Source organism: Mesorhizobium sp. M1428 (assembly GCF_040317515.1).
GTDB lineage: Bacteria > Pseudomonadota > Alphaproteobacteria > Rhizobiales > Rhizobiaceae > Mesorhizobium.
In genome coordinates, this window is sequence record NZ_JAMYKT010000002.1 from 31,299 (window position 1) to 55,992 (window position 24,694).

The 24,694-nt window shown below is 63.9% G+C and carries 30 protein-coding genes; 20 read left to right on the forward strand and 10 right to left on the reverse strand.

Annotated features, from left to right (window positions below; genetic code table 11):
* Nucleotides 1-13: 13 nt before the first annotated feature.
* Both groL and NKG60_RS03395 read right to left on the reverse strand, forming a co-directional pair.
* Nucleotides 14-1,645: a chaperonin GroEL gene (gene groL, locus NKG60_RS03390; protein ID WP_352661459.1), complete on the reverse strand. Its 1,632-nt coding sequence runs from the start codon at nucleotides 1,643-1,645 to the stop codon at nucleotides 14-16.
* A 59-nt stretch (nucleotides 1,646-1,704) separates the two neighbouring features.
* A complete protein-coding gene (locus NKG60_RS03395; protein ID WP_023718103.1) occupies nucleotides 1,705-2,019 on the reverse strand; it encodes a co-chaperone GroES in 315 nt (104 codons plus the stop codon).
* Between the two features lie 362 nt (nucleotides 2,020-2,381).
* Between NKG60_RS03395 and NKG60_RS03400 the strand changes: the two genes are divergently transcribed.
* On the forward strand, nucleotides 2,382-2,651 hold the full coding sequence (locus NKG60_RS03400) for an usg protein (protein WP_023718102.1): 270 nt from the start codon (nucleotides 2,382-2,384) through the stop codon (nucleotides 2,649-2,651).
* Between the two features lie 108 nt (nucleotides 2,652-2,759).
* Here the strand turns inward: NKG60_RS03400 and NKG60_RS03405 are convergent, their stop codons facing one another.
* Both NKG60_RS03405 and NKG60_RS03410 read right to left on the reverse strand, forming a co-directional pair.
* Nucleotides 2,760-3,029 carry a DUF982 domain-containing protein gene (locus tag NKG60_RS03405; RefSeq protein ID WP_352661462.1) on the reverse strand — a complete coding sequence of 90 codons (270 nt, stop codon included), beginning with the start codon at nucleotides 3,027-3,029 and terminating at the stop codon, nucleotides 2,760-2,762.
* A gap of 158 nt (nucleotides 3,030-3,187) precedes the next feature.
* Nucleotides 3,188-3,400, reverse strand: a complete 213-nt coding sequence (locus NKG60_RS03410) for a hypothetical protein (RefSeq protein WP_352490081.1) — start codon at nucleotides 3,398-3,400, stop codon at nucleotides 3,188-3,190.
* A gap of 352 nt (nucleotides 3,401-3,752) precedes the next feature.
* Between NKG60_RS03410 and NKG60_RS03415 the strand changes: the two genes are divergently transcribed.
* The 9 genes from NKG60_RS03415 (at nucleotide 3,753) to NKG60_RS03455 (ending at nucleotide 11,449) form a co-directional block, all read left to right on the forward strand.
* Nucleotides 3,753-4,229, forward strand: a complete 477-nt coding sequence (locus NKG60_RS03415; protein ID WP_352661465.1) for an Hsp20 family protein — start codon at nucleotides 3,753-3,755, stop codon at nucleotides 4,227-4,229.
* A 29-nt stretch (nucleotides 4,230-4,258) separates the two neighbouring features.
* Nucleotides 4,259-4,780, forward strand: coding sequence for an Hsp20/alpha crystallin family protein (locus tag NKG60_RS03420; protein ID WP_352974086.1), 522 nt, complete (start codon nucleotides 4,259-4,261; stop codon nucleotides 4,778-4,780).
* Nucleotides 4,781-4,848: 68 nt separating this feature from the next.
* Nucleotides 4,849-5,523: a hypothetical protein gene (locus NKG60_RS03425; protein ID WP_352661471.1), complete on the forward strand. Its 675-nt coding sequence runs from the start codon at nucleotides 4,849-4,851 to the stop codon at nucleotides 5,521-5,523.
* Between the two features lie 109 nt (nucleotides 5,524-5,632).
* The gene (locus NKG60_RS03430; RefSeq protein ID WP_352661474.1) at nucleotides 5,633-6,235 is read left to right on the forward strand and encodes a CDP-alcohol phosphatidyltransferase family protein; all 603 of its coding nucleotides are present in this window, start codon (nucleotides 5,633-5,635) and stop codon (nucleotides 6,233-6,235) included.
* 26 nt (nucleotides 6,236-6,261) lie between these two features.
* Nucleotides 6,262-8,049, forward strand: coding sequence for a bifunctional alpha/beta hydrolase/class I SAM-dependent methyltransferase (locus NKG60_RS03435; RefSeq protein ID WP_352974089.1), 1,788 nt, complete (start codon nucleotides 6,262-6,264; stop codon nucleotides 8,047-8,049).
* Nucleotides 8,050-8,051: 2 nt separating this feature from the next.
* Nucleotides 8,052-9,395, forward strand: a complete 1,344-nt coding sequence (locus NKG60_RS03440; RefSeq protein ID WP_352661480.1) for a phosphatase PAP2/dual specificity phosphatase family protein — start codon at nucleotides 8,052-8,054, stop codon at nucleotides 9,393-9,395.
* The gene (locus tag NKG60_RS03445) at nucleotides 9,392-9,820 is read left to right on the forward strand and encodes a hypothetical protein (protein ID WP_352661483.1); all 429 of its coding nucleotides are present in this window, start codon (nucleotides 9,392-9,394) and stop codon (nucleotides 9,818-9,820) included. Before NKG60_RS03440 ends, NKG60_RS03445 begins: the two co-directional genes overlap by 4 nt.
* Before the next feature lie 8 nt (nucleotides 9,821-9,828).
* Nucleotides 9,829-10,491 (forward strand): lysophospholipid acyltransferase family protein, encoded by a 663-nt coding sequence (locus NKG60_RS03450; RefSeq protein WP_352661486.1) that lies wholly within the window; start codon nucleotides 9,829-9,831, stop codon nucleotides 10,489-10,491.
* A 22-nt stretch (nucleotides 10,492-10,513) separates the two neighbouring features.
* Nucleotides 10,514-11,449, forward strand: a complete 936-nt coding sequence (locus NKG60_RS03455) for a phosphatidate cytidylyltransferase (RefSeq protein ID WP_352662353.1) — start codon at nucleotides 10,514-10,516, stop codon at nucleotides 11,447-11,449.
* 131 nt (nucleotides 11,450-11,580) lie between these two features.
* Here the strand turns inward: NKG60_RS03455 and NKG60_RS03460 are convergent, their stop codons facing one another.
* Nucleotides 11,581-13,578, reverse strand: coding sequence for an AI-2E family transporter (locus NKG60_RS03460; RefSeq protein WP_352661489.1), 1,998 nt, complete (start codon nucleotides 13,576-13,578; stop codon nucleotides 11,581-11,583).
* 249 nt (nucleotides 13,579-13,827) lie between these two features.
* Between NKG60_RS03460 and NKG60_RS03465 the strand changes: the two genes are divergently transcribed.
* The 3 genes from NKG60_RS03465 to NKG60_RS03475 all read left to right on the forward strand — a co-directional run bounded on the left by NKG60_RS03465 (nucleotide 13,828) and on the right by NKG60_RS03475 (nucleotide 16,919).
* Entirely contained in the window at nucleotides 13,828-14,115 is a 288-nt protein-coding gene (locus tag NKG60_RS03465; protein WP_352490065.1) for a hypothetical protein, read from the forward strand.
* A 416-nt stretch (nucleotides 14,116-14,531) separates the two neighbouring features.
* On the forward strand, nucleotides 14,532-14,753 hold the full coding sequence (locus NKG60_RS03470) for an alkylphosphonate utilization protein (RefSeq protein ID WP_352467930.1): 222 nt from the start codon (nucleotides 14,532-14,534) through the stop codon (nucleotides 14,751-14,753).
* A gap of 195 nt (nucleotides 14,754-14,948) precedes the next feature.
* Nucleotides 14,949-16,919 carry an acyltransferase family protein gene (locus NKG60_RS03475; protein WP_352974092.1) on the forward strand — a complete coding sequence of 657 codons (1,971 nt, stop codon included), beginning with the start codon at nucleotides 14,949-14,951 and terminating at the stop codon, nucleotides 16,917-16,919.
* A 229-nt stretch (nucleotides 16,920-17,148) separates the two neighbouring features.
* Here the strand turns inward: NKG60_RS03475 and NKG60_RS03480 are convergent, their stop codons facing one another.
* A complete protein-coding gene (locus tag NKG60_RS03480; protein WP_352490061.1) occupies nucleotides 17,149-17,427 on the reverse strand; it encodes a DUF2285 domain-containing protein in 279 nt (92 codons plus the stop codon).
* A gap of 217 nt (nucleotides 17,428-17,644) precedes the next feature.
* Between NKG60_RS03480 and NKG60_RS03485 the strand changes: the two genes are divergently transcribed.
* Together NKG60_RS03485 and NKG60_RS03490 are read left to right on the forward strand one after the other, a co-directional pair.
* Entirely contained in the window at nucleotides 17,645-17,962 is a 318-nt protein-coding gene (locus NKG60_RS03485; protein ID WP_352661496.1) for a hypothetical protein, read from the forward strand.
* 222 nt (nucleotides 17,963-18,184) lie between these two features.
* A complete protein-coding gene (locus NKG60_RS03490) occupies nucleotides 18,185-18,493 on the forward strand; it encodes a hypothetical protein (protein ID WP_352661499.1) in 309 nt (102 codons plus the stop codon).
* A gap of 43 nt (nucleotides 18,494-18,536) precedes the next feature.
* Here NKG60_RS03490 and NKG60_RS03495 read toward each other — a convergent pair whose 3' ends face one another.
* The 3 genes from NKG60_RS03495 to NKG60_RS03505 form a co-directional block, all read right to left on the reverse strand.
* On the reverse strand, nucleotides 18,537-19,142 hold the full coding sequence (locus NKG60_RS03495; RefSeq protein ID WP_352661502.1) for a DUF6456 domain-containing protein: 606 nt from the start codon (nucleotides 19,140-19,142) through the stop codon (nucleotides 18,537-18,539).
* Between the two features lie 61 nt (nucleotides 19,143-19,203).
* Nucleotides 19,204-19,839: a GcrA cell cycle regulator gene (locus NKG60_RS03500; RefSeq protein WP_352661504.1), complete on the reverse strand. Its 636-nt coding sequence runs from the start codon at nucleotides 19,837-19,839 to the stop codon at nucleotides 19,204-19,206.
* A 69-nt stretch (nucleotides 19,840-19,908) separates the two neighbouring features.
* On the reverse strand, nucleotides 19,909-20,307 hold the full coding sequence (locus tag NKG60_RS03505; RefSeq protein ID WP_352661507.1) for a hypothetical protein: 399 nt from the start codon (nucleotides 20,305-20,307) through the stop codon (nucleotides 19,909-19,911).
* Between the two features lie 82 nt (nucleotides 20,308-20,389).
* Here NKG60_RS03505 and NKG60_RS03510 point away from each other — a divergent pair, with 82 nt between their 5' ends.
* Nucleotides 20,390-21,085, forward strand: a complete 696-nt coding sequence (locus NKG60_RS03510; RefSeq protein ID WP_352661510.1) for an XRE family transcriptional regulator — start codon at nucleotides 20,390-20,392, stop codon at nucleotides 21,083-21,085.
* A 209-nt stretch (nucleotides 21,086-21,294) separates the two neighbouring features.
* Here NKG60_RS03510 and NKG60_RS03515 read toward each other — a convergent pair whose 3' ends face one another.
* Nucleotides 21,295-21,603 (reverse strand): hypothetical protein, encoded by a 309-nt coding sequence (locus tag NKG60_RS03515; RefSeq protein WP_352974097.1) that lies wholly within the window; start codon nucleotides 21,601-21,603, stop codon nucleotides 21,295-21,297.
* Between the two features lie 178 nt (nucleotides 21,604-21,781).
* On the opposite strand from NKG60_RS03515, the gene NKG60_RS03520 reads away from it, so the two are divergent.
* From NKG60_RS03520 to dinB, 4 genes are all read left to right on the forward strand, one after another.
* Complete coding sequence (locus NKG60_RS03520) at nucleotides 21,782-22,144, forward strand: hypothetical protein (RefSeq protein ID WP_352661515.1); 363 nt, start codon at nucleotides 21,782-21,784, stop codon at nucleotides 22,142-22,144.
* A 69-nt stretch (nucleotides 22,145-22,213) separates the two neighbouring features.
* Entirely contained in the window at nucleotides 22,214-22,672 is a 459-nt protein-coding gene (locus tag NKG60_RS03525) for a GNAT family N-acetyltransferase (protein WP_352662356.1), read from the forward strand.
* Nucleotides 22,673-22,833: 161 nt separating this feature from the next.
* Nucleotides 22,834-23,322 (forward strand): riboflavin biosynthesis intermediates N-glycosidase, encoded by a 489-nt coding sequence (gene ybiA, locus NKG60_RS03530; RefSeq protein ID WP_352662359.1) that lies wholly within the window; start codon nucleotides 22,834-22,836, stop codon nucleotides 23,320-23,322.
* A 130-nt stretch (nucleotides 23,323-23,452) separates the two neighbouring features.
* Complete coding sequence (dinB, locus tag NKG60_RS03535; RefSeq protein ID WP_352661518.1) at nucleotides 23,453-24,694, forward strand: DNA polymerase IV; 1,242 nt, start codon at nucleotides 23,453-23,455, stop codon at nucleotides 24,692-24,694.

The window sequence follows — 24,694 nt, forward strand, 5'->3', positions numbered from 1 at the left end:
TGGAAGCCTGGCCTTAGAAGTCCATGCCGCCTCCGCCGGGCATCACCGGCGCGGCAGCTTCCTTCTTCGGCTTCTCGGCCACCATCGCCTCGGTCGTCACCAGCAGGCCGGCAACAGAGGCGGCACCCTGCAGCGCAGTGCGTACGACCTTGGCCGGGTCGATGACGCCCTGCCCGTACAGGTCGCCGAACTCGTTGGTCTGGGCGTTCCAGCCATAGCCGAAGTCGGTCGTCTCGCGCAGCTTGCCGACGATGATCGAACCTTCCGCACCGGCGTTCTCGGCGATCTGGCGCACCGGCGCTTCGATGGCGCGACGCACGATGTCGACACCGGTCTTCTGATCGGGATTGTCGACGACGACGTTATCGAGCGCCTTCGCCGCCCTCAGCAGCGCCACGCCGCCGCCGGGCAGGATACCCTCCTCGACCGCCGCGCGTGTGGCGTGCATGGCGTCGTCGACGCGATCCTTGCGCTCCCTGACCTCGATCTCGGTCGAGCCGCCGACGCGGATGACTGCGACACCGCCAGCGAGCTTGGCCAACCGCTCCTGCAGCTTCTCGCGGTCGTAGTCGGAGGTGGTTTCCTCGATCTGCGCCTTGATCTGGCTGATGCGGGCCTGGATTTCATCCTTGCGGCCGGCACCGTCGACGATGGTGGTGTTCTCCTTCTCGATCAGCACCTTCTTGGCGCGGCCGAGCATCTCCAGTGTGACGTTCTCGAGCTTGATGCCGAGGTCTTCCGAGATCGCCGTGCCGCCGGTCAGGATGGCGATGTCTTCGAGCATGGCCTTGCGGCGATCACCGAAGCCCGGCGCCTTGACGGCCGCAACCTTCAGGCCGCCGCGCAATTTGTTGACGACCAGCGTCGCCAGCGCCTCGCCTTCGACGTCCTCGGCGATGATCAACAGCGGCTTGCCGGATTGCACGGCGGCTTCGAGCACAGGAAGCATGGCCTGCAGGTTGGACAGCTTCTTCTCGTGGATCAGCACATAGGGTTCTTCGAGTTCGACGCGCATCTTATCCTGGTTGGTGATGAAATAGGGCGAGAGATAGCCACGGTCGAACTGCATGCCTTCGACCACTTCCAACTCAGTCTCAGCGGTCTTGGCTTCCTCGACAGTGATGACACCCTCATTGCCAACCCTTTCCATCGCCTCTGCGAGGAAGCGGCCGATCTCGGCATCGCCATTGGCAGAGATGGCGCCGACCTGAGCGATTTCGTCGTTCCTGGTCACCTTGCGGGCATTGGATTTCAGGTCGGCGACGACGGCGTCGACCGCCTTGTCGATGCCGCGCTTCAAATCCATCGGGTTCATGCCGGCAGCGACCGCCTTGGCCCCTTCCCTGACAATGGCCTGAGCAAGAATCGTCGCAGTCGTGGTGCCATCGCCTGCGGTGTCGCTGGTCTTCGAGGCGACCTCGCGCACCATCTGCGCGCCCATATTCTCGAACTTGTCCTCCAACTCGATTTCTTTGGCGACAGTCACGCCGTCCTTGGTGATGCGCGGCGCGCCGAACGACTTGTCGAAGACGACATTGCGGCCCTTGGGACCGAGCGTTACCTTCACCGCATTGGCGAGAATATCGACGCCGCGCAGCATTTTCTCGCGGGCTTCGGTATGAAATTTCACATCTTTGGCAGCCATTGGATCACTCCTTCGAATAGGCAGCTTTTCGTTGACTGGAATGCTTGTTCAGGCCCCGCTCAGGCGGCCCTCTTCATCTCGCCGGCGCCCTCGATAACGCCCAGCACGTCGCTCTCTTTCATGATGAGCAGATCCTCGCCATTGAGCTTGATCTCGGTGCCGGACCATTTGCCGAACAGGATGCGGTCGCCGACCTTGACGTCGAGCGGCTGCAACTGGCCGCTGTCGTCGCGCGCGCCCGGACCGGCGGCAATGACCTCGCCCTCCTGCGGCTTCTCCTTGGCGGTGTCGGGGATGATGATGCCGCCGGCGGTCTTCTCGTCGACCTCGATGCGGCGGACCAGGATACGGTCGTGCAATGGACGGAACGTCATGTCGTTCTCCTCTCGGGACAAACAGATTTTCGAAAATCCTCCTGACCGGACCGGCAATATCGGCCCGGTACGGGGTGCGCGACCCTTCATCAGGCATCGCGCGCATACGAACTAGTCGCGCTTTTTTCAGCTTTCAAGAGGATCAGGCAAAAATTTTAGCACTCGGCACCTGAGAGTGCCAATACGCTGTAGACGTTCGCACATTAGCCGCTCTCAGCTACATGCGGCTCAAATTTTGGCAGGATATTTTCAAAATCCCGCCCATCCGGAGCCCTCGTGGCGGCTGGAACCTATGTGGAAGGCGAGGCGTTTTGCGAACTGAGATTTCAACGGACCGAGATTTCAACGGAAAGGACGATCGCATGACCAGCAGGGACTTTCAGCTCCAGATGCAAGGGTTTGGCCTCACCACGGCGGAGATCCACTACCGCCTGCCCGATCATCGGAGCCTGCTGCAGCTCTACATCTGGCAGGAATACGATATTGCCCCCGATTTCCCGACGCTGAAGCATTTCCTCGATTTCTGGGAGCGCGAGATCGAAGGCCCGCTGCATTCGGTGCGCGTCGCCCATCATCACCTGATCCAGCCCTCCGAATGGCGGGCCGTAAACGGCATTATCACCGTCCACTGAGGAGCAAGCCGATCAGCCGCTAGACAGCGGACAAAGTCTCCGAAGTGGGGAAAGGCAGCTGCCTCTCCCCACTTGTTTTGGACCTCACAATATCGGAGGGGGTCCGGACTAGCCGGCGTGGTCGACAGGCTTGCGGGCCGATGCGAGCAATCCGGCCTTGCGCGCCGCCCTGACGAAGGCCTTGCGCGCATCATGCGCGGTACGCCAACCGTCGAGCGCGTCCCGGCAGGTCCGATAGGCAGCGCGCCAACTCCGGCCGCGTGCACGGTCCGGCCACTGCTGGCGCATGCATTCGATGGCTTCCCAACTGCTGGCGACCTTGCGCTCGCTGGATTGGAATTTCAACGTGATCGGCTCGGTAAAGCGGACGTCGTCCATCACTTCCTCCTTGTTTTCTGATCGTCTTCTTGTTTGAGCAAGCAACGTTATGCAGGCGGGCACCGGCGGCCGGCCGGCGCCGCTGAAGGACATGGTTCGCCTCTTTGCGCGGTTCAAGAGCATGGGGCGCGGTTCAAGAGCATCGCGGCGACAGCCGGTTATTCGTCCTCGTCCGGCCCTTGCAGCAGTTCGATCAGCGTCGCTACCCTTGCCGTCGGCAGCGGCCGGCCCTCGTTCACCAGAGCCTCGTCGGCGGCGATCCAGGCCAGGGCCTCGCGCAATTCCTGGACCGTTCCGTCCGTCGCCGCAATGTCGGCGATCACGGCTTCATCGACCGGGCCCAGCACAGAAATGATCTCGTCGCGTGTCATGGTCAGCTCCATCTGCAAGTGCCGGGAATGGGCCCGGCAACAGAAGAATCTGGGTCTTGACCTGCAGCAGACAATAACCGCCGGGGAAGTCAGCGTTGGCGACTGAGGCCAGCTGGGAAACAGGCAATCTCCTGCCGGATATCTCGCCGCAAAAAGGGAGATTGGCAGCCTCGCCGAACCGGCCGAAAAACCGACCCGAAAAAACCGGCAACGCGAAAGCCACCGGGTCTTGACTTGCGGCGGACAATAACCAGATCGAAGGCATCGGTCGCCGAAATGGGGCCGGCGGAACCAGGGAGCGCCAGCTCTTTGGCGCCCCTCGTATCTATGTTGCTCGATGGAGGATGTAGCTATGAGAACCGCAGTCGACTTTTCCCCGCTCTATCGGTCGAGCATCGGCTTCGACCGCATCTTCAACCTGCTGGAAAATGCTCCGCAGGCTTTCGACGCCTGGCCGCCCTATGACATCGCGCGCAGCGGCGAGAATAACTACCGCGTCACTATCGCCGTCGCTGGTTTTTCCGAGGACGACCTCGAAATCACCCATGAACCCAACCTCCTGATTATCTCCGGCCAGCACAAGGAGCCGGATAACGCGGAGTATCTGCATCGTGGCCTCGCCACACGGCCCTTTACGCGCCGTTTCGAGCTTGCTGATCACGTCAAGGTCGCGGGCGCCTCGCTCGACAACGGCCTGCTCAGCATCGATCTGGTACGTGAGGTGCCCGAGGAGATGAAGCCTCGGCGCATCGCCATCGCGACCGATTTCGCGGCGCCGAAGACCGGGCCGAAGGTCGCGCAGGTCGAAGCAAACAAGCAGGCTGCCTGAATGCACCGGTCGAGAAAGGAGACTATGCAATGGCTATTCGTGATCTCATTCCCTGGGGCCGGGAGAACAATCAGGCCCCCAGCCTGTTCCGGCACGGCGATCGCGATCCCTTCCTGACGCTGCATCGCGAAATGAACCGCTTGTTCGACGAGGCGTTCCGCGGCTTCGACACGCGGCTGCCGTCGCTCGGTGGCTTCTCCGCTGCCCGCGCCAGCTGGCCCAGTGTCGAAATCTCCGATGGCGAAAAGGAGATCCGCGTCACCGCCGAGATCCCCGGCATGGACGAGAAGGACGTCGAGCTGCTGCTCGATGACGGCGTACTGACGCTGCGCGGCGAGAAACGTGAAGAGACCGAGGACAAGGACAGGCAGTTCTCCGAACGTTTCTATGGCCGTTTCGAGCGGCGGATCCCGCTCGGCTACGAAGTCGACGAAGACAAGGTGAATGCCGCGTTCCGGAACGGTGTGCTCAGCGTGACGCTGCCGAAGACGGAGCGCGCCCAGGACAAGGCCAAGCGTATCGCCATCAAGGGCGGCAGCGACAAGTCCTGATGGCTCGCAGCAGGACGACGCCCCCTTCTGCCCTGCCGGTCTCCGGCGGGCAGAAGCGGGCAATGTCGATGACCCGTTCTCCCGACGCGCCGGTTCCGCCTGACCAGGCGCAGCAGGCTTTGCAGTGCCTGACGACCGAGCATTTTGTGCTGCAAAACGCCCGCGCCGCGACCATTCAGGAAGCGAACCAGCGAGCCGACCTGTTCCTGACCTCGGTCTCGAGCGCAACGATTGCATTGTCCTTCGTCGCACAGGTCACCGAAATGGGCAGGCCGTTCGTGTTGTTCAGCCTGATCTTGCTGCCTTGCCTCTTCTTCATCGGACTGGTCACCTTCGTGCGCGCGGTGCAGGTTGCCATCGAGGACATGGTGCATGCCCGCGGCATGGCCAGGATCCGCCACTATTTCGTCGAACTGGCGCCCGTCCTGCAAAGATACCTTGTCAATTCCACGCACCCCTCGGCGGTGCTGGTCGACAAAGGTCTCAGGCCCTCGCCGCTGCAATATTTCATGACGACCGCGGGAATGGTGGGCACGATCAACGGCGCCATCGCCGGCGTCTTCACCGGCATCGTTGTTAAGTCCGCTTTCGGCGGAGGCATGTCGCCCGGCGTGATTTGCGGGCTGGCGGTCTTCGCGACCTGCATTCTCGTCCTGCGGCGTTATCATAGTCGCGCCTGGGCGGCGGCCGAAGAAAGCTTGCCCGCACGGTTCCCGGGCGACGATGGCAGCAGCGAAAGCTAGCGCCGACACAACCGGATGTCGAAAAGTGGCAGGGCGCCGCCCTTGCGTCTTGCGCGCCAATTGACCATCCTCGCCAACATCATTTGCACCGCGGCCGGGGGGTTCGCATATGCCTACGCTTTATGCGCTGAAACCGGCCTTCCAGACCAGGCTGCGGCCGCTTGCCGACGGCCTGGCCAGGGCCGGCGTCACCGCCAACCAGATCACGCTGTTGGCCGCTGCCCTCTCGCTCGCCACCGGCCTTGTGGTGGCAGCCCTTGCCGAATACCGCGCGGTCTTTCTGCTGATGCCGTTCGTGCTGTTTATGCGAATGGCGCTGAATGCGATCGACGGCATGCTCGCAAGGGAACATGGCCAGGCCTCGAAGCTCGGCATGTATCTCAACGAGATCTGCGACGTTGTCTCCGATCTCGCTTTGATCCTGGCCCTTGCCGTCCTTTTTCCTGCCTGGGGCGTCGTTGCGTTTGCTATCGCGGCGATGATCACGGAGTTCGCCGGCGTGCTCGGTATCGCCGCAGGAACCGGGCGCAACTATGCCGGCCCGTTCGGCAAAAGCGACCGGGCGCTGGCACTTGGCATCCTCGCCGTGCTTGTCGCGTCCGGCCTGTGGGTCCCGGCGCTCACGCCGCTCGTGTTTCCGGCCATGGCTACACTCTCGCTGGCGACCGCCATCAACCGGATACGCAGCGGGCTTAACGGGAGCGGCAGCTGAATTCCGGTCTCGCCAGGGAGAACAACATGCTTCACCAACAGACGGTTGCCGCAGTGGCTTCAGCCAACATCGAGCGGGTGGCGCAGGAGCGCAGCTTCAAGAGCCATGACGGCACCGAGATTTTCTATCGCTATTGGCCGGCGCTGTCGGAAAACCGCAAGGGCGCCATCCTGCTGTTCCACCGCGGCCACGAGCATGGCGGCCGCATGGCGCATCTGGTCGACGAGCTCCAGATGCCCGACCACGCCTTCTATGCCTGGGACGCGCGTGGCAATGGCCGCTCCGCCGGCGAACGCGGCTATGCGCCGTCCTTTGCGGCGCTGGTGCGCGACATCGATTGCTTCGTGCGCGAGATCGGCAGCGACGGTTTTGCCCGGCGCGACATTGCGCTGATCGCGCAATCCTTCGGCGCTGTGCTTGCCGCCGCCTGGGTGCACGATTATGCGCCCGACATTCGCGCCCTGGTGCTGGCCTCGCCCGCCTTCTCGGTCAAGCTCTACGTGCCCTTCGCCAAGCAAGGCATTGCGTTGTGGCAGAAGCTGAAGGGCCGCTTCTTCGTCAATTCCTACGTCAAGGCGAAATTCCTGACGCACGACCCCGAGCGCATCGCCTCCTTCGACGCCGACCCGCTGATCACCCGGCCGATCGCCTCCAACATCCTGGTCGAACTCTACGACCATGCCGCGCGCATCGTCGCCGACGCCCGCGCCATCACCGTGCCGACACAGGTTCTGATTTCCGGCAGCGATTGGGTGGTGCGGCATGGACCGCAGCACGAGTTTTTCGTCAACCTGGCGAGCCCGGCCAAGGAGCGGCACGTGCTGCCCGGTTTCTTTCACGACACGCTGGGCGAGCGCGACCGCCACAAGGCACTCGACCTGATCAGGCCTTTCCTCGAAAGGCAGTTCACAGCGCCGGAAGAGCCGGTCGACCTGACCTGCGCCGACCGCGCCGGCTATACACGCGACGAGGCCGACCGGCTGGCCTCGCCGCTGCCGCTGCTGTCGCCCAGAGGCCTCTACTGGGCGATGAGCCGCGCCTCGATCCGCATGGGCGCCTGGCTGTCGTCGGGCATGAAGACGGGGATTGCCACCGGCTTCGATTCCGGCTCGACGCTCGACTATGTCTACGAGAACGAGGCGCGCGGCATCAGCCCCATCGGTCGCATGATCGACCGCACCTTTCTCGATGCCATCGGCTGGCGCGGCATCCGCCAGCGCAAGCTGCATCTGGAGGAGCTGATCGGCAGCGCCGTTGAGACGCTGAAGGCCGCCGGCCGGCCAGTCCATATCGTCGATATCGCCGCCGGCCATGGCCGCTACGTGCTCGATGCCGTGCAGAAATGCGCCGAGCCACCGGCAAGCGTACGGCTGCAGGATTTCTCCGAGCTCAACGTCTCGCTCGGCCGCAAGCTGATCGCCGAGCGCAGGCTGCCGGCGACCGTCTCGTTCCATCAAGGTGACGCCTTCGACGCCACGATGCTGGCCGGGCTCGAACCGGCGCCGGATCTCGCCATCGTCTCGGGGCTCTACGAATTGTTTTCCGACAATGCCATGATCGGGCGCTCGCTCGGTGGACTGGCCAGCGCGATGCAGCCCGGAAGGCTGCTCGTCTACACCAACCAGCCCTGGCATCCGCAGCTCGAGATGATCGCGCGCAGCCTGACCTCGCATCGCGGCGGCCAGGCCTGGGTGATGCGCCGCCGCACGCAGGCCGAGATGGACCAGCTGGTGGCGGCCGCCGGCTTCGAGAAGCACGACCAGCGCATCGACCAGTGGGGCATCTTCACCGTTTCGGTCGCGCGGCGCGTCTGAGCATGGACTTGCCTGCCTCTGCCTTACCTCGCGATGCCCCTGCCCTTCCGGCCTTGCCGCGCGAGCCGTATACCGGGATAGTCCTGCGCGCCGCGCTGTGGCTGGCATTTCTGGCGCCGTTCTTCTACGCCACCTACGGCTTCGCCAATTGGCTGGCGTCGCGGCGCGACGACGTCGGCAGCATCGTCTTCGGTTGGGAGCATGGCATCCCGTTCCTTGCCTGGACGATCGTGCCCTACTGGTCGATCAACCTGTTCTATGGCCTGTCGCTGCTGTTGAACAATTCGAAGAGCGGCGTCGACCGCCTTGCCGGCCGCTATCTGACGGCGCAGCTCGTCGCTGTCGCCTGCTTCATCCTGTTCCCGCTGACGGCGACCTTCGTGCGCCCGCAGACGAGCGGCCTCCCCGGCTTCATGTTCGCCGTACTCGGAGGCTTCGACAAACCCTTCAACCAGGCGCCGTCGCTGCATATCGCGCTGCTGGTCATCATCTGGGACCATTGGCGTCACAGATTGACCGGCATTGCCGGCGTCGCCTGGCATGCCTGGTGTTTCCTGATCGGCGCATCGGTGCTGACGACATGGCAGCACCATTTCATCGACATTCCGACCGGCGCGCTGCTCGGCCTTTTCGCGCTGTGGCTGTTTCCGCGCGACGGCGAGCTGCCGTTCGCCGGCTTCCGCCTGAGCGCTGACCCGAAGGCGCGGCGGCTGGCGCTGTTCTATGCGCTCGGCGCAAGCCTGGCGCTGGCCGGCGCGGCCGCCGGCGCGTTGGTCTCGGCGCTGTGGCTCATCCTGTTGTGGCCGGCACTGGCGCTGGCCATAGTCGCTTTCGCCTATGCCGGCGCCGGCGCCAAGGTGTTCCAGAAAACAGCCGATGGCAGCGTGTCGCTGGCCAGCCGTCTTCTGCTGTGGTCCTACCGGGTTGCCGCCAAGGCCAATGTCTGGGCGTGGACGCGAAAGCTTCCGGCGCAGATCGTCATCGCCGACGGTGTTTCCCTTGGCCGTTTTCCGACCGCCGCCGAGGCCGACGCCTTCGGCACGGTGATCGACCTTGCCGGCGAATTGGAAAGGCCGCGTGGCGTCTCGATCCACTGGTTGAGCCTGCCCATGGTCGACCTTTTGCCGCCGTCTCGCGAGGCGCGTGCGCAAGCGGTGGCGGCGATCGAGACGGCGCAGAGCCAGGGCACGGTGCTGGTCTGCTGTGCGCTCGGCTTCCAGCGCAGCGCCGCCGTCGTCGCCGAATGGCTGGTCGCCAGCGGCCGGGCCGTCACGCGTGATCAGGCGCGAGGCCAACTCGCCGCCGCGGGCCGGCCTGTGCATCTTGGCATGGACGCGGCGACATGACCGCCTTTCGAGATAGGGCCGAGACGTTCGCAGCCGGGCTGATAGTACAGGTGGCATGGCCGCTGCTGTTGATTGCTGCTGCCCTGCTGGCGGCGCCGGTCGTCGGCCTGGCGGCTGCGCCGCAAACATCGTCGCTGTCGGCGGCGGCCTGGCTGATCGCCGCCGCGGGTGCCATAGCCACAATTATTCTGTCGGCCCTGCTTTTGTTCGACGCGCTGCTGTTCCGGCTGATGGCCAGCCACGCCAGCGAGGCAGGCGGCGGCGCAGCGATTGACGACGTGCTGGCGCGCATGCGGCTGAAACCCACGGCGGCCGGCGGCCGCTCGCTCGACCAGCGGATGGCCGGCACGCGCTGTCTGCTCGCCAGGCAGCGTATCGCTTTCAGCCTGTTCGCGGCGGCCTCGGTCGTCGCGGCATTCTTTTGAGCCTGTCCATGACAAAGCTTCGCGTCAGCACCTATACCTTGCTGCAGACGGTGACCTCGGTCGGCCTGTCGGCGCTGGCCTGGGTGGTCACCGGCGTACGGCCGATCTGGAACGGCAGCCAGCCATCGGACCGGCAGCGCATCTACTTCGCCAACCATGCCAGCCACGGCGATTTCATCCTGCTGTCGGCCTGCCTCAGCGAGAAGGAACGCGCCCGTACCCATGCGGTGGCGGCCGCCGATTATTGGGGCAAGACGCGGCTGCGCCGTTTCATTGCCGAGGACATGCTGTCTTCCGTGCTGATCCACCGGCAATGGACGGACGAAACGCAGCACCCGATCTCGATCATGCTGTCGGTGCTCGACCAGGGCCATTCGCTGATCCTGTTTCCCGAAGGCACGCGCAACATGACCGACGAACCGCTGCTGCCGTTCCGCTCCGGCCTCTACAACCTGTCGATGGCGCGGCCCGATGTCGAGCTTATCCCGTGCTGGATCGAGAACATGTCGCGGGTGCTGCCCAAGGGGCAATTCGTGCCGGTGCCGCTGCTTTGCCGCGTCGTCTTCGGCGCGCCGATCGCCATTCGACCGGGTGAGGAACGCCGCGCCTTTCTCGACCGCGCCCGCGAAACGCTGCTGACGCTGAACCCCCGGCCGCAGCGAGACGATTGAGGACCAAGGCAAAATGCTGCCGATGATGCACGAGACCCTCATTCTGATTGTCGGCCTGCTGGCGGTGCTGATCAGCGCCAGCGTCATCGCCGGCGTCTTGTCATGGCGGGCGCCAAAGCCGTTGTCGCCGGCGCTGGTCAACCTGACCCAGCGCATCAATGCCTGGTGGGTGATGGTGGTGGCGATCACCGTTGCCTTCTTTTTCGGCCGTCCCGGCATGACCATCCTGTTCGCGCTGATTTCCTTCGCCGCCCTGCGCGAATTCGTGACGCTGACGCACAGCCGCCGCAGCGACCACTGGGTGCTGCTCGGCATGTTCGGCATCGTCATCCCGTTCCAGTACTGGCTGGTGTGGACCGCCTGGTACGGGCTCTTCACCATCTTCATCCCGGTCTACTGCTTCCTGCTGATGCCGGCGATCACCGCGCTGCACGGCGACACCGAGCGCTTTCTCGAGCGCGTCTCGGCGCAGCAATGGGCTGTCATGATTTCGGTCTACTGCGTCAGCCACGTGCCGGCGCTGCTGACGCTCGAAGTGCCAGGCTTCGAAGGCCGCAACCTGTTGCTGATCGCTTTCCTGATCATCACCGTGCAAGGCAGCGACGTGCTGCAATATATCTTCGGCAAGCTGTTCGGCCGGCATCTCCTGGCGCCGACGGTCTCGCCGTCGAAGACCTGGGAGGGGCTGGTCGGCGGGCTGGCGGCGTCAAGCCTGCTCGGCGCGCTGCTGTCGTTCCTGACGCCGTTTTCGCCGCTGCAGGCAGCCGGCGTCGCGTTCATCGCCTGCCTGATGGGCTTCCTCGGCGGGCTTGTCGCCTCCGCCATCAAGCGCGATCAAGGCGTCAAGGACTGGGGCCACCTGATCGAAGGCCATGGCGGCATGATGGACCGCGCCGACAGCCTGGTCTTCGCCGCCCCGGTCTTCTTCCATACGGTGCGCTATTTCTGGACTGTGTGAGCGGTGCGCCCTTTGCTGCGGCACCGTCCGGACGGTTAAGCTCGACCCTCGCGAAGACACCCGATCCATCTCGTTATTACCGTTTTCGCGACAACGGTAACAGTTCCATCTGCCGCGGTCGTTGGCCGCGCTCATTTTGCCGCGGCGAGCGGCTCTTTCTTGCGCGCCGGCGCCAGGCGGCGCATGCGGCGTTTGGCGGTGGTCTTCAGCGCCACCGGCGGAGCGCTGGACAACGCACCGAGCACCGCGCCGACCATGCCGTGTGCGACGAAATCGGCGTTGATCTCATTGGCCAATCTGGCATCTGCCTCCTGGTTGTCGCTGTCGGATTCCGACCACAACACGATGCCCACCCGCAACCTTGGTTTGGCGCGCTTCAGCCGACGGACCAGGAACCGCCCGTGCTTGACGGAATCCCGGTTCAAAAATCCGGCGACGACGGTATCGACGGCGTCGAGCTCAAGGTGGCGAATGCTCCCTGGTTCCATCTCGGCGAAGCTCGCCCTCAACACCGTGGCGCCCTGGACCTCGAGCACCTGCGCCAGCATGGCGGCAGCCGCGTCGTCGAGTTCGCCGCGCCCTCCGGCACACAGCACCGACATGCCCGTGCCATCCGGCAGTTCGGTGTCGTCCTCGCGCTGAACCTCGCCCTGAACCTGCTTGTCCTCGCGTGAGCCGTTGTCCTCGGCCGCGGCCGTGTCGTCCGCTTCCGCCTCCTCCTGCGCGCTGTCGTCGAGGTTCGCCACCATCGTCAGCGCGCTGCCCGCGACCTGCTGTCTTTGCTCATCGCTCAACACACCACGCACCCGGTCCTGCTCGCCGAGCAGAAGTGCGGGAATCGCGACCTCGTCGTAGAACTCGACCAGATATTTTTCCTCCAGCATCTCCTCGGCATGGTCCGTCGCTTCCTCGGGATCGCCGGCCAGCAGCCGCTGGTAAAGCCGTGCGTGCGGTTCGAGCACGGGTTCGTTGCCGAACAGAACGTCGAGGAATTCGAACTGCGGCACATGGCGGCCGAGCACGACGAGGCAGACCGTGAGCGGCGTCGACAGAACCAGGCCCAATGGTCCCCAGAGCCAGGTCCAGAAGATCGCCGCAACGATGATAGCCAATGGCGACAGCCCGGTGCGCGAGCCGTAGAGCCAGGGTTCGATCACGTTGCCGGTGATCAATTCCACGACCACGAAAAGCCCTGCGGTCCACAGCACGAGCGACCAGCCGGGCGCCACGGCCAGCGCCAGGAATAGAGGCAGCAGCGTCGCGATGACCGGGCCGATATAGGGAACGAAGCGCAGCGCCAGCGCCAGCAAGCCCCACAGCAATGGATTGGGTATGCCCAGCAGCCAAAGTCCGATTGCAATCGGGACGGCATAGACGATGTTCACGACCAATTGCATGAGCAGGTAGCGGCCGACACGCTTGCCGGCATCCTGCAGCGCCTCGGTGGTTCGATGCAGATCGCCGTAGCCGACGAGGCGTATGAAGCGATCGCGCAGATCCTCCCGCTCGAGCAGCATGAATATGACGACCACGACGATCAGTCCGGCCGATGCCAGCGGGCTCAGCAGCGGGCCGATCAGATTCTGGAGGACCTCGAGCGGTCGTTCGCGCGCGACGATTTCGACCGGGATCGGTTCCCGCGGAGGCTGATCGGCGGCGGGTTGTGCGGGCTCGGGTCTGTCGAGCTCCTGGCCGACGCGTTCGATCACCCGGCTCAATCTGGAAACGATGCCGCCGCCGACGCCGGTTTCCTTGAGCGACCGGACCTTGGTCAGGATATTCGCCTGGTAAAGCGGAATGTTCTGCGCCAGTTCACTGACCTGCGTGGCGACGATGAAGGAGAACAGAGCCAGCACCGTGAATGCGCCGAGCACGCTGGCGATCACGGCAGGAAGACGCGGAATGCCGGCTCGCTTGAGTGCCGACACCATGGGCACGAGCGCAAAGGTAAGCAGCAGCGCGATTGCGATCGGCAGAAAGACCTCGCGCCCGAAATAGAGTGCCGCGACCGCCGTCACGACCGACGCTACGCTGGGCAAGGATGTGCGCGGAAGCGCCCTGGCCGCGGAAACAATGCCCGCCTGCCGGGGCTCCGACAGGTGCGCGCCGTTTCGACGATTTGCCGCCACTTGATACCTCCGCCCCGCCATCGCCATGATCGGGCATATTGAGCCGGCGTGCAACTTCGCAGCATCTCACCCAGATTGCCCTGGTCGGCAGCGCGGCAATTCAGTCATGGTAGAATTTTTTGCATTAATGGCGTCACGGGCAATCCTGTTCCATGCCTGCGCCGAAACGTGGAACTTTTGGGTCAAAACGCCGTTCCTTCGTAGATCGCTGATGGACAACCTCAAAGCAGCAGCTCAGGAGGAATGATCATGAATATCAAGATGCTTTGCATGGGCGCGATGGCGCTTTCGATGATGACCGGCGCAGCGCTTGCCGCCGGTGCCACTGGCACTTCGGCGCTCGACGATCCGCAGAAAATGACGCCCTTCTTCACCGACGCCGGCATGAAGAGCATGAAGTCGGAAGCCGAATTCAAGGCGGCATGGATGGCCATGTCCACAAGCGACCGGGCCATGATGCTGAAGGAATGCAGCGACGCAGGCATTGCCAAGACGCATGCCGACTTCTGCAAGATGGCCATGCAGCTCAACAAGTGACCGCCGGCTTCTTGCCGATTGCAATAACGGACCAAGCGAAAGGGCGGGCAGCTCCGCCATTGTGCGACCTTCCTGTCCGCACCGGCGAGCGCTCAGCCATTTGAACTCGTGCCGGAATATCCACGTAATGAAGGCTACGGCTTTTGTTCGATTGCCGTGGCGCCATGGGCATGTAGGACGGCTTGGTCGGAGCGCATGTCGCGGAGCGGCAATACCACTACCGCCCGGGGGGTTCTGCTCGCAACCGAGTTTTCCGGTTGGCCGTCCACATAGCATTGCCGGTCGGGCACGTTTGGCCGCCGGCACGCTTGACCCAGTGGGCTCGACCCCAGCACGCTTGACCTCGCCGCCAACCGTGAGATAGGCCGGGTAATGAGCCAACCACCTCCGCACCGGAGCTCCCCGAAAGACCTGCCATGACCGACGCGATCGTAAGAGACAGCAATGGCACGGCGCTGCACGAGGGCGACTCCGTGACCCTGATCAAGGATCTCAAGGTCAAAGGCACGTCGGAGACGATCAAGCGCGGCACGCTGGTGAAGAATATTCGCCTCACCGGCAATCCCGGCGAGATCGAATGCAGCACCAAGCAGGTGAAGGGCCTGGTGCTGAAGACCGAGTTTTTGAAAAAGGCGTGATCGCCTCGGCACCCTTCGCTTCCATATCAATCGCCCTCATGACTGAATCGCTCATGTGAGTGAATCGCCCCCGCGCGAGGAGCTGGAGGAGCTGCGCCCTCCCCCTATGTTGCACTGCGTTAGATTTGTTGCATTGCAATATCGGCGCAGCGGGTCGAGCCTCTGCGAGGTGGGCATTCCTTGTATGAGGTGATTGTGTCGGCATCATTTCGGCCTGACATCGAAGGGCTGCGCGCGCTGGCGGTGGCGGGTGTCATCGCCTTCCATTTTGGTCTCTCCGGCCTGCCCGGTGGCTTTGCCGGCGTCGACATCTTCTTCGTCATCTCCGGCTATCTGATCACCCGGCACCTGGTTACAGAAATCACCGAAACCGGGCGGCTGAACCTCTGGCGTTTCTATGCCCGGCGCGCCCGGCGCCTGTTGCCGGCGGCACTGTTCGTCATCCTTGCCACGCTGTTCGCGGGTTACTTCATCCTGTCGCCGGAGGAACAGGCGCTCTATTCGAAAGGCGCCATGTTCGCCTCCGCCTACATGATCAACCTCTGGCTGATCCGCTGGTCGTTCGACTATTTCGCCGCCGACGCCACCAACAACCCGTTCATCCACTTCTGGTCGCTGTCGGTCGAGGAACAGTTCTATCTGGCATGGCCGGCGCTGCTGCTTGCCGCCGCATGGCTACGCCCCGGCAAGCGCACTGCTATCGTCGTCATCGGCGTCGCCGGCGCGGCCTCCTTCGCCGCCTGCGCCTGGCTGACGGAAGTGTCGCAGCCCTGGGCCTTCTATTTCTCGCCGCTCAGGGCCTGGGAATTCGCCGCCGGCGGCCTGGCGACCATGGCACCGGCAAAGATCTGGCGCGACCGGCCATTACTGGCCACTCTCCAGGCATGCCTCGGTCTGGCACTGATCGCCTGGGCCTATCTGATGCTGGACGAAGATTCGCCGTTTCCCGGGGTGAATGCGCTGGCGCCTGTCGCCGGCACAGTGCTGCTGCTGCTCAGCGGCAGCGGCGGCCGCAATCTGCCGAGCGCCGTGCTGGCGCTGGCCCCCATGCAATGGTTGGGCCGGCTGTCCTATTCGCTCTATCTCTGGCACTGGCCGGTCATTGTCTATGCGGCGATGGTGGTTCCCAGCCTGTCCATCCTCGGCCGCTTTGCCTGCGCGGCACTGACGCTGGTTCTATCGATGTTCACCTATCATTTCATCGAGAACCCGATCCGCCGCAACGGCTGGCTGATGGCCGGAGCAGCGCGGGCGCTGGTGCCCGCCGTCGCGCTGACCGGCGCCGGCGTGGTCGCAGCCTATGGCAATGCGCGCTTTGCCGAGCACAATCTCAGCCCCGAACAGCACGTCATCGCCGACAGTGCCGCCCAACTCTCCACCGTGCGCGCGACCAATGGCGGCTGCGTGCTCGATTTCGAAACCGTCAAGCCAAAACCCTGCATGTTCGGCCGCAAGGATGCCCAGCGCTCGGTCGTGCTGTTCGGCGACTCGCATGCCGACCATTGGTCGACGCCGCTGATCAAGGCGGCCGAGAAGAACAACTTTCGCGTCGTCACCTTTCTCAAATCTTCCTGCCGGGCTTCGCGGGTGACGACCTGGAACTGGCGGCTGAAGCGCGACTACACCGAATGCGATCAATGGCGCGAGCAGTCGGTCAAGGACATCATCGCGCTGCATCCCCAACTGGTGGTCATCTCGGAATTCTCGATCGGCAATGTGATGAAGGAATCGCCCGAGGAGTTGAAGCACGCCAATTGGCAAGCGCAATGGCGGACGGGCCTCACCTGGACGCTTCAAGCCTTCAGCCAGGCGGGCATCAAGGTCGCGGTCATCAGGGACGTTCCCTACAATGCAAGCTACGCCGACAAATGCGTGGCGCGGGCGCTGTGGCGGGGCCAGACGCCCGCGACATGCGACACGCCGAGGATCCTGGCGGCAAACGACGACATCGCCACCGTCGAGCGCGACATCGTGCGCTCGACACCGAACGCTGCTTACATCGACATGACCGACCGCTTTTGCGACCAGACCACCTGCCATGTCTTCATCGACGGCAAACTAGCCTTCCGCGACCGCCACCACCTGGCGACGCCCTTCGCCGAAACGCTGGAACCGGCAGTGGAACGGGCGCTGTTTTCGGATGTGATGGCGGCGGCTGTAAAGTAACGGTTCCGAATCTTGTCGGATCCGACCCACCAGCCCCAGCAAACAACCATGCGGGCGTCAGCTGAGGATGAGACCCGCCAGGAAAACCGTAAGGATAAGCGACAGCGGAACTGCAAGAAGGCAGCACAGCTCGAAAGTATTGGCTCGCCAAGAAGTCATTGGTCGCTTTTCCATGTTGGCCTCCTCCCTCAACGGCCAGACCGGGACGGCAGTTCCGCTTGGATGGTGCTCACCCCCACCACTCATCATGCAATTGGCGCAGTTCGTTCCGCTTCCTGGTCATCCATCGTGCACGCGCCAGATGTGTCGCCCACGCCCGGAAAGCCCTCTCCGGCTCCCGTTCCGGATCCATATGCAGGACGATGCGGGCGACCTCGCGCCAATCGGTTCCTTCCGCCGAAGCGTCGAGCAGCCGGATATAAGTAAGCATGCGATCTTCGTCATAACCGGTCAGCACCGAAGACGTCGGCGCTGCGTTCGCGATATGAAGGTTTGGCAGCTTTAGCATTGCGATCTACCCACTGGCGCATCGTAGCAGCCAATGAAGAAGCCCGCGCCCTTTGATCGGAGGATGCGGATCGAGATTCGCCTCGACAGCCGACAAATGCGGCCCTCGGGCGGGGGTTCCACGCCCAGCTGGGCTCACGCCTCACCCATGGCGATCGGGTCCGAGGCAATCTATGTATTTTAGTGGAACCTAATTTAGTCGACGCAATTATGCGTGCGTGAGAAAGCGTGAAATCCAGACCGTCACTGAAAGCCGGCTACCGCGGGACCAGTTGGCCGAGGACCCGGTGATTGCCGTCGATTTGACCGAACGGATATTACAGGCGGCCGACAACGACAGGATCGTCTGCCTCGTCGTGGCAACGGAGCAGCTGGAAACCGACCGCATCGAGACAGCGGAGCCCAAGGAGACCAGGATTGCCGCAAGCTTCGTCCGGGACTTTGAGGTGATGCTGCTTGTTCTTTATGCGGCCTATGCCCTCGCTGTGCTGGGTGCGACCGCCTTCGTTTTGCTGGAACTGGGCCACGTTCTGTAGGCAGACGTTGGCAAAAGACGGGACTGACGCGCGATTGCCGCTGTTTGATGAGAGGAGCGGTCACGCTGCGTCGGCGATCCGACCCCGCCGCAGCAGCGGCATTTTCGCGCCGGCAGGCGCTAAACTTCGGGCTCGTCCGTTCGTTACATCTTGCCAATCTATGGAACGAGGCTGCGCCTCGCGGGTTTTTCTATTAGAGGGACGTTAAAGAAGGAGGTAGCTATGAAGAAGCTCCTGCTTGCCTCGGTGATCGCCATCGCCTCGGCGGCTTCCGTGATCGGCCCGGCGAATGCCGGCGGCAGTGTCACGATCGGCATCGGCAGCGGCTATGACGACGACTATTACTATCGCCACCATCGGTATTCCGATTACGACGATGAGTACGTCCCCCGTTACCGCTATGATGTCTATAACGAGGACTACGCGCCGCGCTACCGGTACCGATACCACCGGCGCTGCCACACAGAAGTCATCAGGCACTGGCGTCATCACCACCGGATTATCGAAAGAATCCGTGTCTGCCGTCGTTGACGGATCGATCCGGCCGGTAGTGCCGGCCGGATCGGCGGGCTCCTCATCTCGGCTTGCGCATCAGCATCATGCCGTAATGCACGGCCAATATGTCGAGCCCGATCTTGAGTAGTTTCACCACCACGTCGCGCGGCTCGCCGGCCTGTTCGGCCAGGCTCTTCACCGTTGTGTCGGCACAGCAGACCTTTTGCACGATGCCGGCGATCTCCCAATGGACAAGCGCCCTGGTGGCCTCGGCATGGTCGCGGCCGGCGGACAGGATGTGTTCGGCGACGCCGCTGCCGGTGCGGCCGCCGTCGACGCGCTCGGCCCAGGCCATCGGCTTGGCGGTTGCCTCCGACGAGTCGCGAAAATCCTGGCGGTAGCGCATCCCCGCCTCGCGCTGCTGGCGCGACAGCGAGGTGAGGCCGCTCAGCGGGTCGACATTGCGCACCCGCACGATGCCGCCGGTCGCGGTGTGGCCGTCATTGGAGACCTCATAGAGGCGCGCGCCCTCCTGCGTCCCCTTGGCCAGCCGCTTGCGGCCGAACCGGTCGTCCTTCAGCGCGAAATCATGGCCGATCTCCTTGCGGATGCGCACCTGCTCGGCCTCGCCCTTCGGCAATCGCGGCAGCCTGGTTTTGATCTTCTGGACGGTTTTGGTGCTCATCGGTTCGGTCCTCCTGGTTTTCCGTCGTCGGGCTCTGGCGAACTTCCGTCATCCAGCAGGCTCAAATCACTTCGGCCGGCAGCGTGCGCAGGAAGCGCGCCGCGTGATAGGCGCAGTAGCTTTTCGATGGCTTCGTGCGCAGTCCGCAGCACAGCATGTCCAAACCGGGGCGGCTGCCGGGGGCGTCGTTTTCCGCATCCTCCTGTAACGTCGTGTCGAGCGGCGCGCGGCAGCGCTCGAACAGGCAATCGATGAGGCGCATGGCGGCGAAATGCGGCTGGCGGCCGCCGGCGGCGATCGGGCGCGGCGCCGGCATTTCGAGCGGCGCGCCATCGGTCCCGGTGATCCGAGCCGGACCCGGCTGCCAGGCCGGCGGCGCCAGCCTGGCCGACAGCCTTGTCGGGCGGCAGCGTGGCTCGGCCTTCGGAGCCGCTTCCGCTTGGCCTGCGGCATTTGATGGCTCAGGCGCCGAATTTCCGAGCCGGCCGCCCGACCGTCCGCCACACCGGCCCTTGGATCTGGCAAGGCCGATGGTGCGCAAACGGGCGGTGCGATGGACGATGCCGATGATGGCCGCGCGTGAGACCGGGCTACCACGCCGCGCACCGAGCCTGGTGGCGATCTTCGCGGCCGACAGTCCGCTCATCAGCCAGTTCTCGATTTGTTCCAATTCCGAGGCGGAATAGCGGGCGGCCATGATGTTTCATTCCCTACAAAGGTGGTTGTGTGCAGCGCCGGCTTCGCCGGCCTCAGGCGCGAAAGCCGGTCAGCCTTCGCGTGGTCTGCTACGATCGAGCTTCATCTCGGCCGCCTGCCTTGTTGCGCCGGACACTGCCTTGCCCGTCCGCTTGTCGAACGCGATGACCGTGCCGTCTTCGGTACGGATGCAGGAAACCGCAGCATCCGGATTGCCGGCCGGCAGGTAATTCGTGGCCGGAGCCGTGAGGGGAACGGCTCCGGCCGTTCCGGCCGCTTGCGCTGCCGGATCCGAGGCGCGAGCCTCGGGCATCGTCCCGGCCGGGGAGGAGGACAGCCGCGACGAAGGGGAAAGGGTTGGCACATGCACGGCCTTGGCGATCGTTTGCGGTACCGCCCCCAGGCGAGCGCTGCCGGCGCGCTGAACGGCGGATTCGATGACCGAAAGCTGGTGAAGCGACTTGTGCATGCCCACATAAGAGCATAACTCAAATCAAAATGCAAGCGACTCTTGCATAGACGAAACCGAATCTTATGCCTCAGATGGAGCCATGGCGAAAACTGCACTGTCGATCAAGGTCGGAGCGGCGATCCGCCGGGCGCGCAAGCAGCGCGGCCTGGTGATGCGTCACATTGCCGAGCACAACGACACCGACGTCGCTGCCGTCGGTAACTGGGAGACCGGGCGCAACCTGCCCAAGACCGAGAACCTTTTGAAGACCGCCGCTTTCCTGCGCGTCGACCCGGTGGCGCTCGGCAAGGGCGAGGTCGTTTTCCTCGACGACGCCGGACCGGTCGCCGATGCCGAGATCGTCACCGATCCCGGCCCCCTGCCCGCCGGGCCGATGGACATCCAGCTTCTCGGCACAGCCGTCGGCGGCGACGATGGCGACTTCACCTTCAACGGCCAGCCGGCCGGCTATGTCCAGCGGCCGCCGGGGATCCGGCATCTGCGCAATGTATTTGCGCTGCACGTGCTGAGCGATTCCATGGTGCCGCGCTACGAGCCCGGCGAGATGATCTATTGCGGCGGCCGCGAAGCGCTGCCCGGCGACCATGTGGTGATCGAGACGCTGCCCGAGGAGAACGAGCAAAATGGCAAGGCTTTCATCAAGAAGCTGGTCAAGCGCACCGCCGCTGAGCTGATCGTCGAACAGTACAACCCGCCGAAGACGCTGACCTTCAACCGCTACGCCATCAAGAACGTCTTCCGCGTCATCCCGCTCAAGGAATTGCTGGGGTATTGAGGGGCTTTCCCTTCTCCCCTTGTGGGAGAAGGTGGATCGGCGCACAGCGCCGAGCCGGATGAGGGGTGCTCGAAGAAACTCGGCGTCAAAAATACGGAACGATTTTTAGAGCCTTACGTCTTCATAGTAGCGACACCCCTCATCCGACCGAGCTTCGCTCGGCCACCTTCTCCCACAAGGGGAGAAGGGAAGAGCAGCACGCCCTCCCCTCAAGCCCGCCTCGACTGCTCCAGCTCTCGACCATTGAGCAGGAGCGCCTCGGCGCGGGCCCGCTGCCGGTCGTCGATGAAGGCGGCCTGGATCGAAACGGCGGCGCCCGGCAGGCCGTCCGCCCGGCAGGCCTTGCAGATCAGGCGCCCCGAAAGTGCGGCCAGCGGTGTCTCGGGCATCACGCCATGCCGCTTCAGCTCGGCCGGCTTCCACCACCTGTTGCGGCCGCAGTCGATGCACTCGACGGCAATCGACACAACATCGGCGATCGTCGCTTCCTTGCCCGCCAATGCCATGGCCATCCCCATCGTTGTTCCTGCTTTGTTCACATCATTATCGGTTTTTGGAGCGGAGTCGAGTCGGTTCCGCTTACATCAACGTGAAAGTTTCACTTGTTCAATTATTTGAGTTATGCTTATATCTTGCTGCGGACTGGAATCGGCGCGAGCCACAGAACCGCGGCCGGCCGGCAGCAAGGGAACGACGATGGACCCAGCCCAGTTCGCCCATGCCTGCGGCTATAGCGGCGACAGTCCGGCCATGCTTGCGGCTTTCGCGGCCATCCGCCAGGACGGCATCCGCAAGGCACGCCAGGGTCATCGCCAGCGCAAGGCGGCGATTGACCAGATGAAGCCGAGCCGCGCTCTGTTCCTGGCGGCGATCCGCCCGGCGCAGTCAGCCGAGGAGGCACTCGAGGACGCCGCCTGCTTCCTTTCGATGTTCCACAACATGCCGCGCTGGCGGCAGGAAAGGCGCGCCGCCGACCTCGCCCGCGCCAGGCAACAACGCCTCTTCGCCCGCTTCTTCCGCCGCTACGGCCAGCGCCTCTGGGCGTTTGAGACCGCCTGAAGGCGCGGGCCTCCCTTGCGGGTCAAAACGGATATTGCGACCGCCAAATCCGCGCCGTATGTCCAGGCGATGAGCGAGATCGAATTCCGTCGTGCCCAGGCGCCTGACCTGCTGGCGATCGTTGCAATGCTTGCCGACGATGTGCTCGGCGCAGACCGGGAAGACGCCTCCACGCCGCTAGCCTCCTCCTATCTCGACGCCTTCAGCGCAATCGATACCGATCCCAACCAGTTGCTGGCCGTGGCCGTCGACGCCGGGCAAGTGGTCGGAACGCTGCAGCTCAGCTTCCTTCCAGGCATTTCGAGGAAAGGCGCCTGGCGCGGCCAGATCGAAGGCGTTCGCGTCGCCCGGCAATGGCGCTCTCGCGGCGTCGGCAAGCTGATGATCGAATGGGCGATTGAAACGTGCCGTTCGCGCAATTGCAGCTTCGTCCAACTCACCACGGACAAAGGTCGACTCGAGGCGCACGCTTTTTACGAGCGCTTCGGTTTCACCGCCAGTCATCTCGGCTACAAGATGGCCCTGTAGATCAGCATTTCATCGCATTCAGCACCGACCGCTCATCCTCGCTACCCCACTCTGAATGGAGCATTGACAAGCCGCCCCTTCGCCCTTCTCCATCCGCCCCATGATTTACGACCGGACCTTGGCTTGAAAAAGCCTTTCGCGCAAAACCCAATCAGAAGTTTCTGTTCTTTTGGGGCCACCAGCCGTCCAAGGACGGCCGCATAACCACGTCGTGCTTCAGTCAGTGGTGGCATGCGCCCTTTATCGTCGATGGCCTGAGCTATCCGACTGCCGAACACTGGATGATGGCCGAGAAGGCTCGCCTGTTCGGTGACGCTCAGACGGCAACGCAAATCCTCAGGGCGGCCAGCCCCAAGCAGGCAAAGCAACTTGGCCGCCAGGTGAGCGGCTTCGATGGCACCAAATGGGATGCCGACAAATATCGCATCGTCACCGAAGGGAGCTTTCAGAAGTTCCGCCAGAACGCGGCGCTGCGCGAATATCTGCTGTCGACGCATGACCGGGTGCTGGTCGAGGCGAGCCCTGTCGACCGGGTGTGGGGCATCGGTCTTGCGGCGGATGACGAGAGGGCGGTGAACCCGCTGCTGTGGCGCGGCGAGAACCTGTTGGGATTCGCGCTGATGCAGGCCCGCGATCGGCTGCGCGGCTGAACATTGCCGTCCGCCCGTCATCGGCGGCAGCCTCCGCGCTGCTTGACAATCCACCCACAATGTTCTCTTTATGTTCCTATCGCAACTCGAGACAATGCGGCGTTCGAGCCGCCGCGGGCGACGGGGCCGGATGGAAGCCAACATCCTCCACGCGGATCTGGATGCCTTCTATGCCTCGGTCGAACAATTGCTCGACCCGGCCTTGCGCGGCAAGCCGATTGCCGTCGGCGGCGGGGTAGTGCTCGCCGCATCCTATGAAGCCAAGGCGTTCGGCGTGCGCGGCGGCATGCCGGGACGGCGGGCGCGGGAACTCTGCCCGCAACTCATTTTCGTCGGCGGCCATTTCAAGGACTATCAGCGGCTGGGCGATGCGGCGATCAAGGTGCTCGGCGATTTCACGCCGGTGGTCGAGCGGATTTCGATCGACGAGGCCTTTGCCGACGTCGCCGGCTGCACCCATTTGTTCGGCTCGCCGGCCGAGATCGCCGGCAAGATCCGCCGCCGCGTGCGGGCCGAGCTCGGCCTGCCGATCTCGGTCGGCGTAGCCCGCACCAAGCACCTGGCCAAGATCGCCTCACAGGTCGCAAAGCCCGACGGGCTGGTGGTGGTCGATCCGCGCCACGAGCTGGAGTTCCTGCATCACCTGCCGGTCGAGTTGATGTGGGGTGTCGGCCCGGTCACCAGGGAGCGGCTGGCCGGCATCGGCGTCAACACCATCGGCGAGCTGGCGAGAACCAATGGTGGGGCGCTGGAGCGCCTGCTCGGGCCGGCGGCGGGAGAGAAACTCAACGCGCTGGCGTGGAACCGCGATCCGCGCAAGCTCGAGACGCAGCGCCGCGCGCGATCGGCCGGCGCGCAATCGGCGCTTGGCCGAAAACCGGCCGAAGAGGACGTCTTCGTGCCCGCTTTGCTGCATCTGGCCGACAGGGTCGCCACCAGGTTGCGGGCGAAATCCCGGCCCGGCCGCACGGTGACGGTTCGCGTCCGCTTTGCCGATTTGCGTTCGGTGACGCGCTCGATCACGCTCGACCAACCGATTTCGGCAACCGCCATGCTGGCCGAGATCGCCGAGGCGCTGGTGCGCAAGGTGCTCATCGACCATCCGCACGAAAAGACAATCTCGCTGCTGGCGATCGCCGTATCGCATCTGGAGCAGCATGCCGGCCTGCAACTGGAACTGCCGCTCGGGCTCGACGATGACCGCCGCCGCCCCGGTACCCGGAAGGGCGCGGCGCGCTGGACCGCGGATCGCGCCATCGACAAGATCCGCGACCGCTTCGGCTGGGAGGCGGTCGGCTATGCCTCGGTCGCGCTCGGACTACAGCGGTCGGTTCCCGACGCCTTTCGCGAACTAGCCGAAAAGGAGTTGTAA

Bases quoted from the DNA above. Each gene is read 5' to 3' on its own strand.
- groL (WP_352661459.1), bottom strand. From the start codon at position 1,645: ATGGCTGCCAAAGATGTGAAATTTCATACCGAAGCCCGCGAGAAAATG.
- NKG60_RS03395 (WP_023718103.1), bottom strand. From the start codon at position 2,019: ATGACGTTCCGTCCATTGCACGACCGTATCCTGGTCCGCCGCATCGAG.
- NKG60_RS03400 (WP_023718102.1), top strand. From the start codon at position 2,382: ATGACCAGCAGGGACTTTCAGCTCCAGATGCAAGGGTTTGGCCTCACC.
- NKG60_RS03405 (WP_352661462.1), bottom strand. From the start codon at position 3,029: ATGGACGACGTCCGCTTTACCGAGCCGATCACGTTGAAATTCCAATCC.
- NKG60_RS03410 (WP_352490081.1), bottom strand. From the start codon at position 3,400: ATGACACGCGACGAGATCATTTCTGTGCTGGGCCCGGTCGATGAAGCC.
- NKG60_RS03415 (WP_352661465.1), top strand. From the start codon at position 3,753: ATGAGAACCGCAGTCGACTTTTCCCCGCTCTATCGGTCGAGCATCGGC.
- NKG60_RS03420 (WP_352974086.1), top strand. From the start codon at position 4,259: ATGGCTATTCGTGATCTCATTCCCTGGGGCCGGGAGAACAATCAGGCC.
- NKG60_RS03425 (WP_352661471.1), top strand. From the start codon at position 4,849: ATGACCCGTTCTCCCGACGCGCCGGTTCCGCCTGACCAGGCGCAGCAG.
- NKG60_RS03430 (WP_352661474.1), top strand. From the start codon at position 5,633: ATGCCTACGCTTTATGCGCTGAAACCGGCCTTCCAGACCAGGCTGCGG.
- NKG60_RS03435 (WP_352974089.1), top strand. From the start codon at position 6,262: ATGCTTCACCAACAGACGGTTGCCGCAGTGGCTTCAGCCAACATCGAG.
- NKG60_RS03440 (WP_352661480.1), top strand. From the start codon at position 8,052: ATGGACTTGCCTGCCTCTGCCTTACCTCGCGATGCCCCTGCCCTTCCG.
- NKG60_RS03445 (WP_352661483.1), top strand. From the start codon at position 9,392: ATGACCGCCTTTCGAGATAGGGCCGAGACGTTCGCAGCCGGGCTGATA.
- NKG60_RS03450 (WP_352661486.1), top strand. From the start codon at position 9,829: ATGACAAAGCTTCGCGTCAGCACCTATACCTTGCTGCAGACGGTGACC.
- NKG60_RS03455 (WP_352662353.1), top strand. From the start codon at position 10,514: ATGATGCACGAGACCCTCATTCTGATTGTCGGCCTGCTGGCGGTGCTG.
- NKG60_RS03465 (WP_352490065.1), top strand. From the start codon at position 13,828: ATGAATATCAAGATGCTTTGCATGGGCGCGATGGCGCTTTCGATGATG.
- NKG60_RS03470 (WP_352467930.1), top strand. From the start codon at position 14,532: ATGACCGACGCGATCGTAAGAGACAGCAATGGCACGGCGCTGCACGAG.
- NKG60_RS03480 (WP_352490061.1), bottom strand. From the start codon at position 17,427: ATGCTAAAGCTGCCAAACCTTCATATCGCGAACGCAGCGCCGACGTCT.
- NKG60_RS03490 (WP_352661499.1), top strand. From the start codon at position 18,185: ATGAAGAAGCTCCTGCTTGCCTCGGTGATCGCCATCGCCTCGGCGGCT.
- NKG60_RS03495 (WP_352661502.1), bottom strand. From the start codon at position 19,142: ATGAGCACCAAAACCGTCCAGAAGATCAAAACCAGGCTGCCGCGATTG.
- NKG60_RS03500 (WP_352661504.1), bottom strand. From the start codon at position 19,839: ATGGCCGCCCGCTATTCCGCCTCGGAATTGGAACAAATCGAGAACTGG.
- NKG60_RS03505 (WP_352661507.1), bottom strand. From the start codon at position 20,307: ATGCACAAGTCGCTTCACCAGCTTTCGGTCATCGAATCCGCCGTTCAG.
- NKG60_RS03510 (WP_352661510.1), top strand. From the start codon at position 20,390: ATGGCGAAAACTGCACTGTCGATCAAGGTCGGAGCGGCGATCCGCCGG.
- NKG60_RS03515 (WP_352974097.1), bottom strand. From the start codon at position 21,603: ATGGGGATGGCCATGGCATTGGCGGGCAAGGAAGCGACGATCGCCGAT.
- NKG60_RS03520 (WP_352661515.1), top strand. From the start codon at position 21,782: ATGGACCCAGCCCAGTTCGCCCATGCCTGCGGCTATAGCGGCGACAGT.
- NKG60_RS03525 (WP_352662356.1), top strand. From the start codon at position 22,214: ATGAGCGAGATCGAATTCCGTCGTGCCCAGGCGCCTGACCTGCTGGCG.
- dinB (WP_352661518.1), top strand. From the start codon at position 23,453: ATGGAAGCCAACATCCTCCACGCGGATCTGGATGCCTTCTATGCCTCG.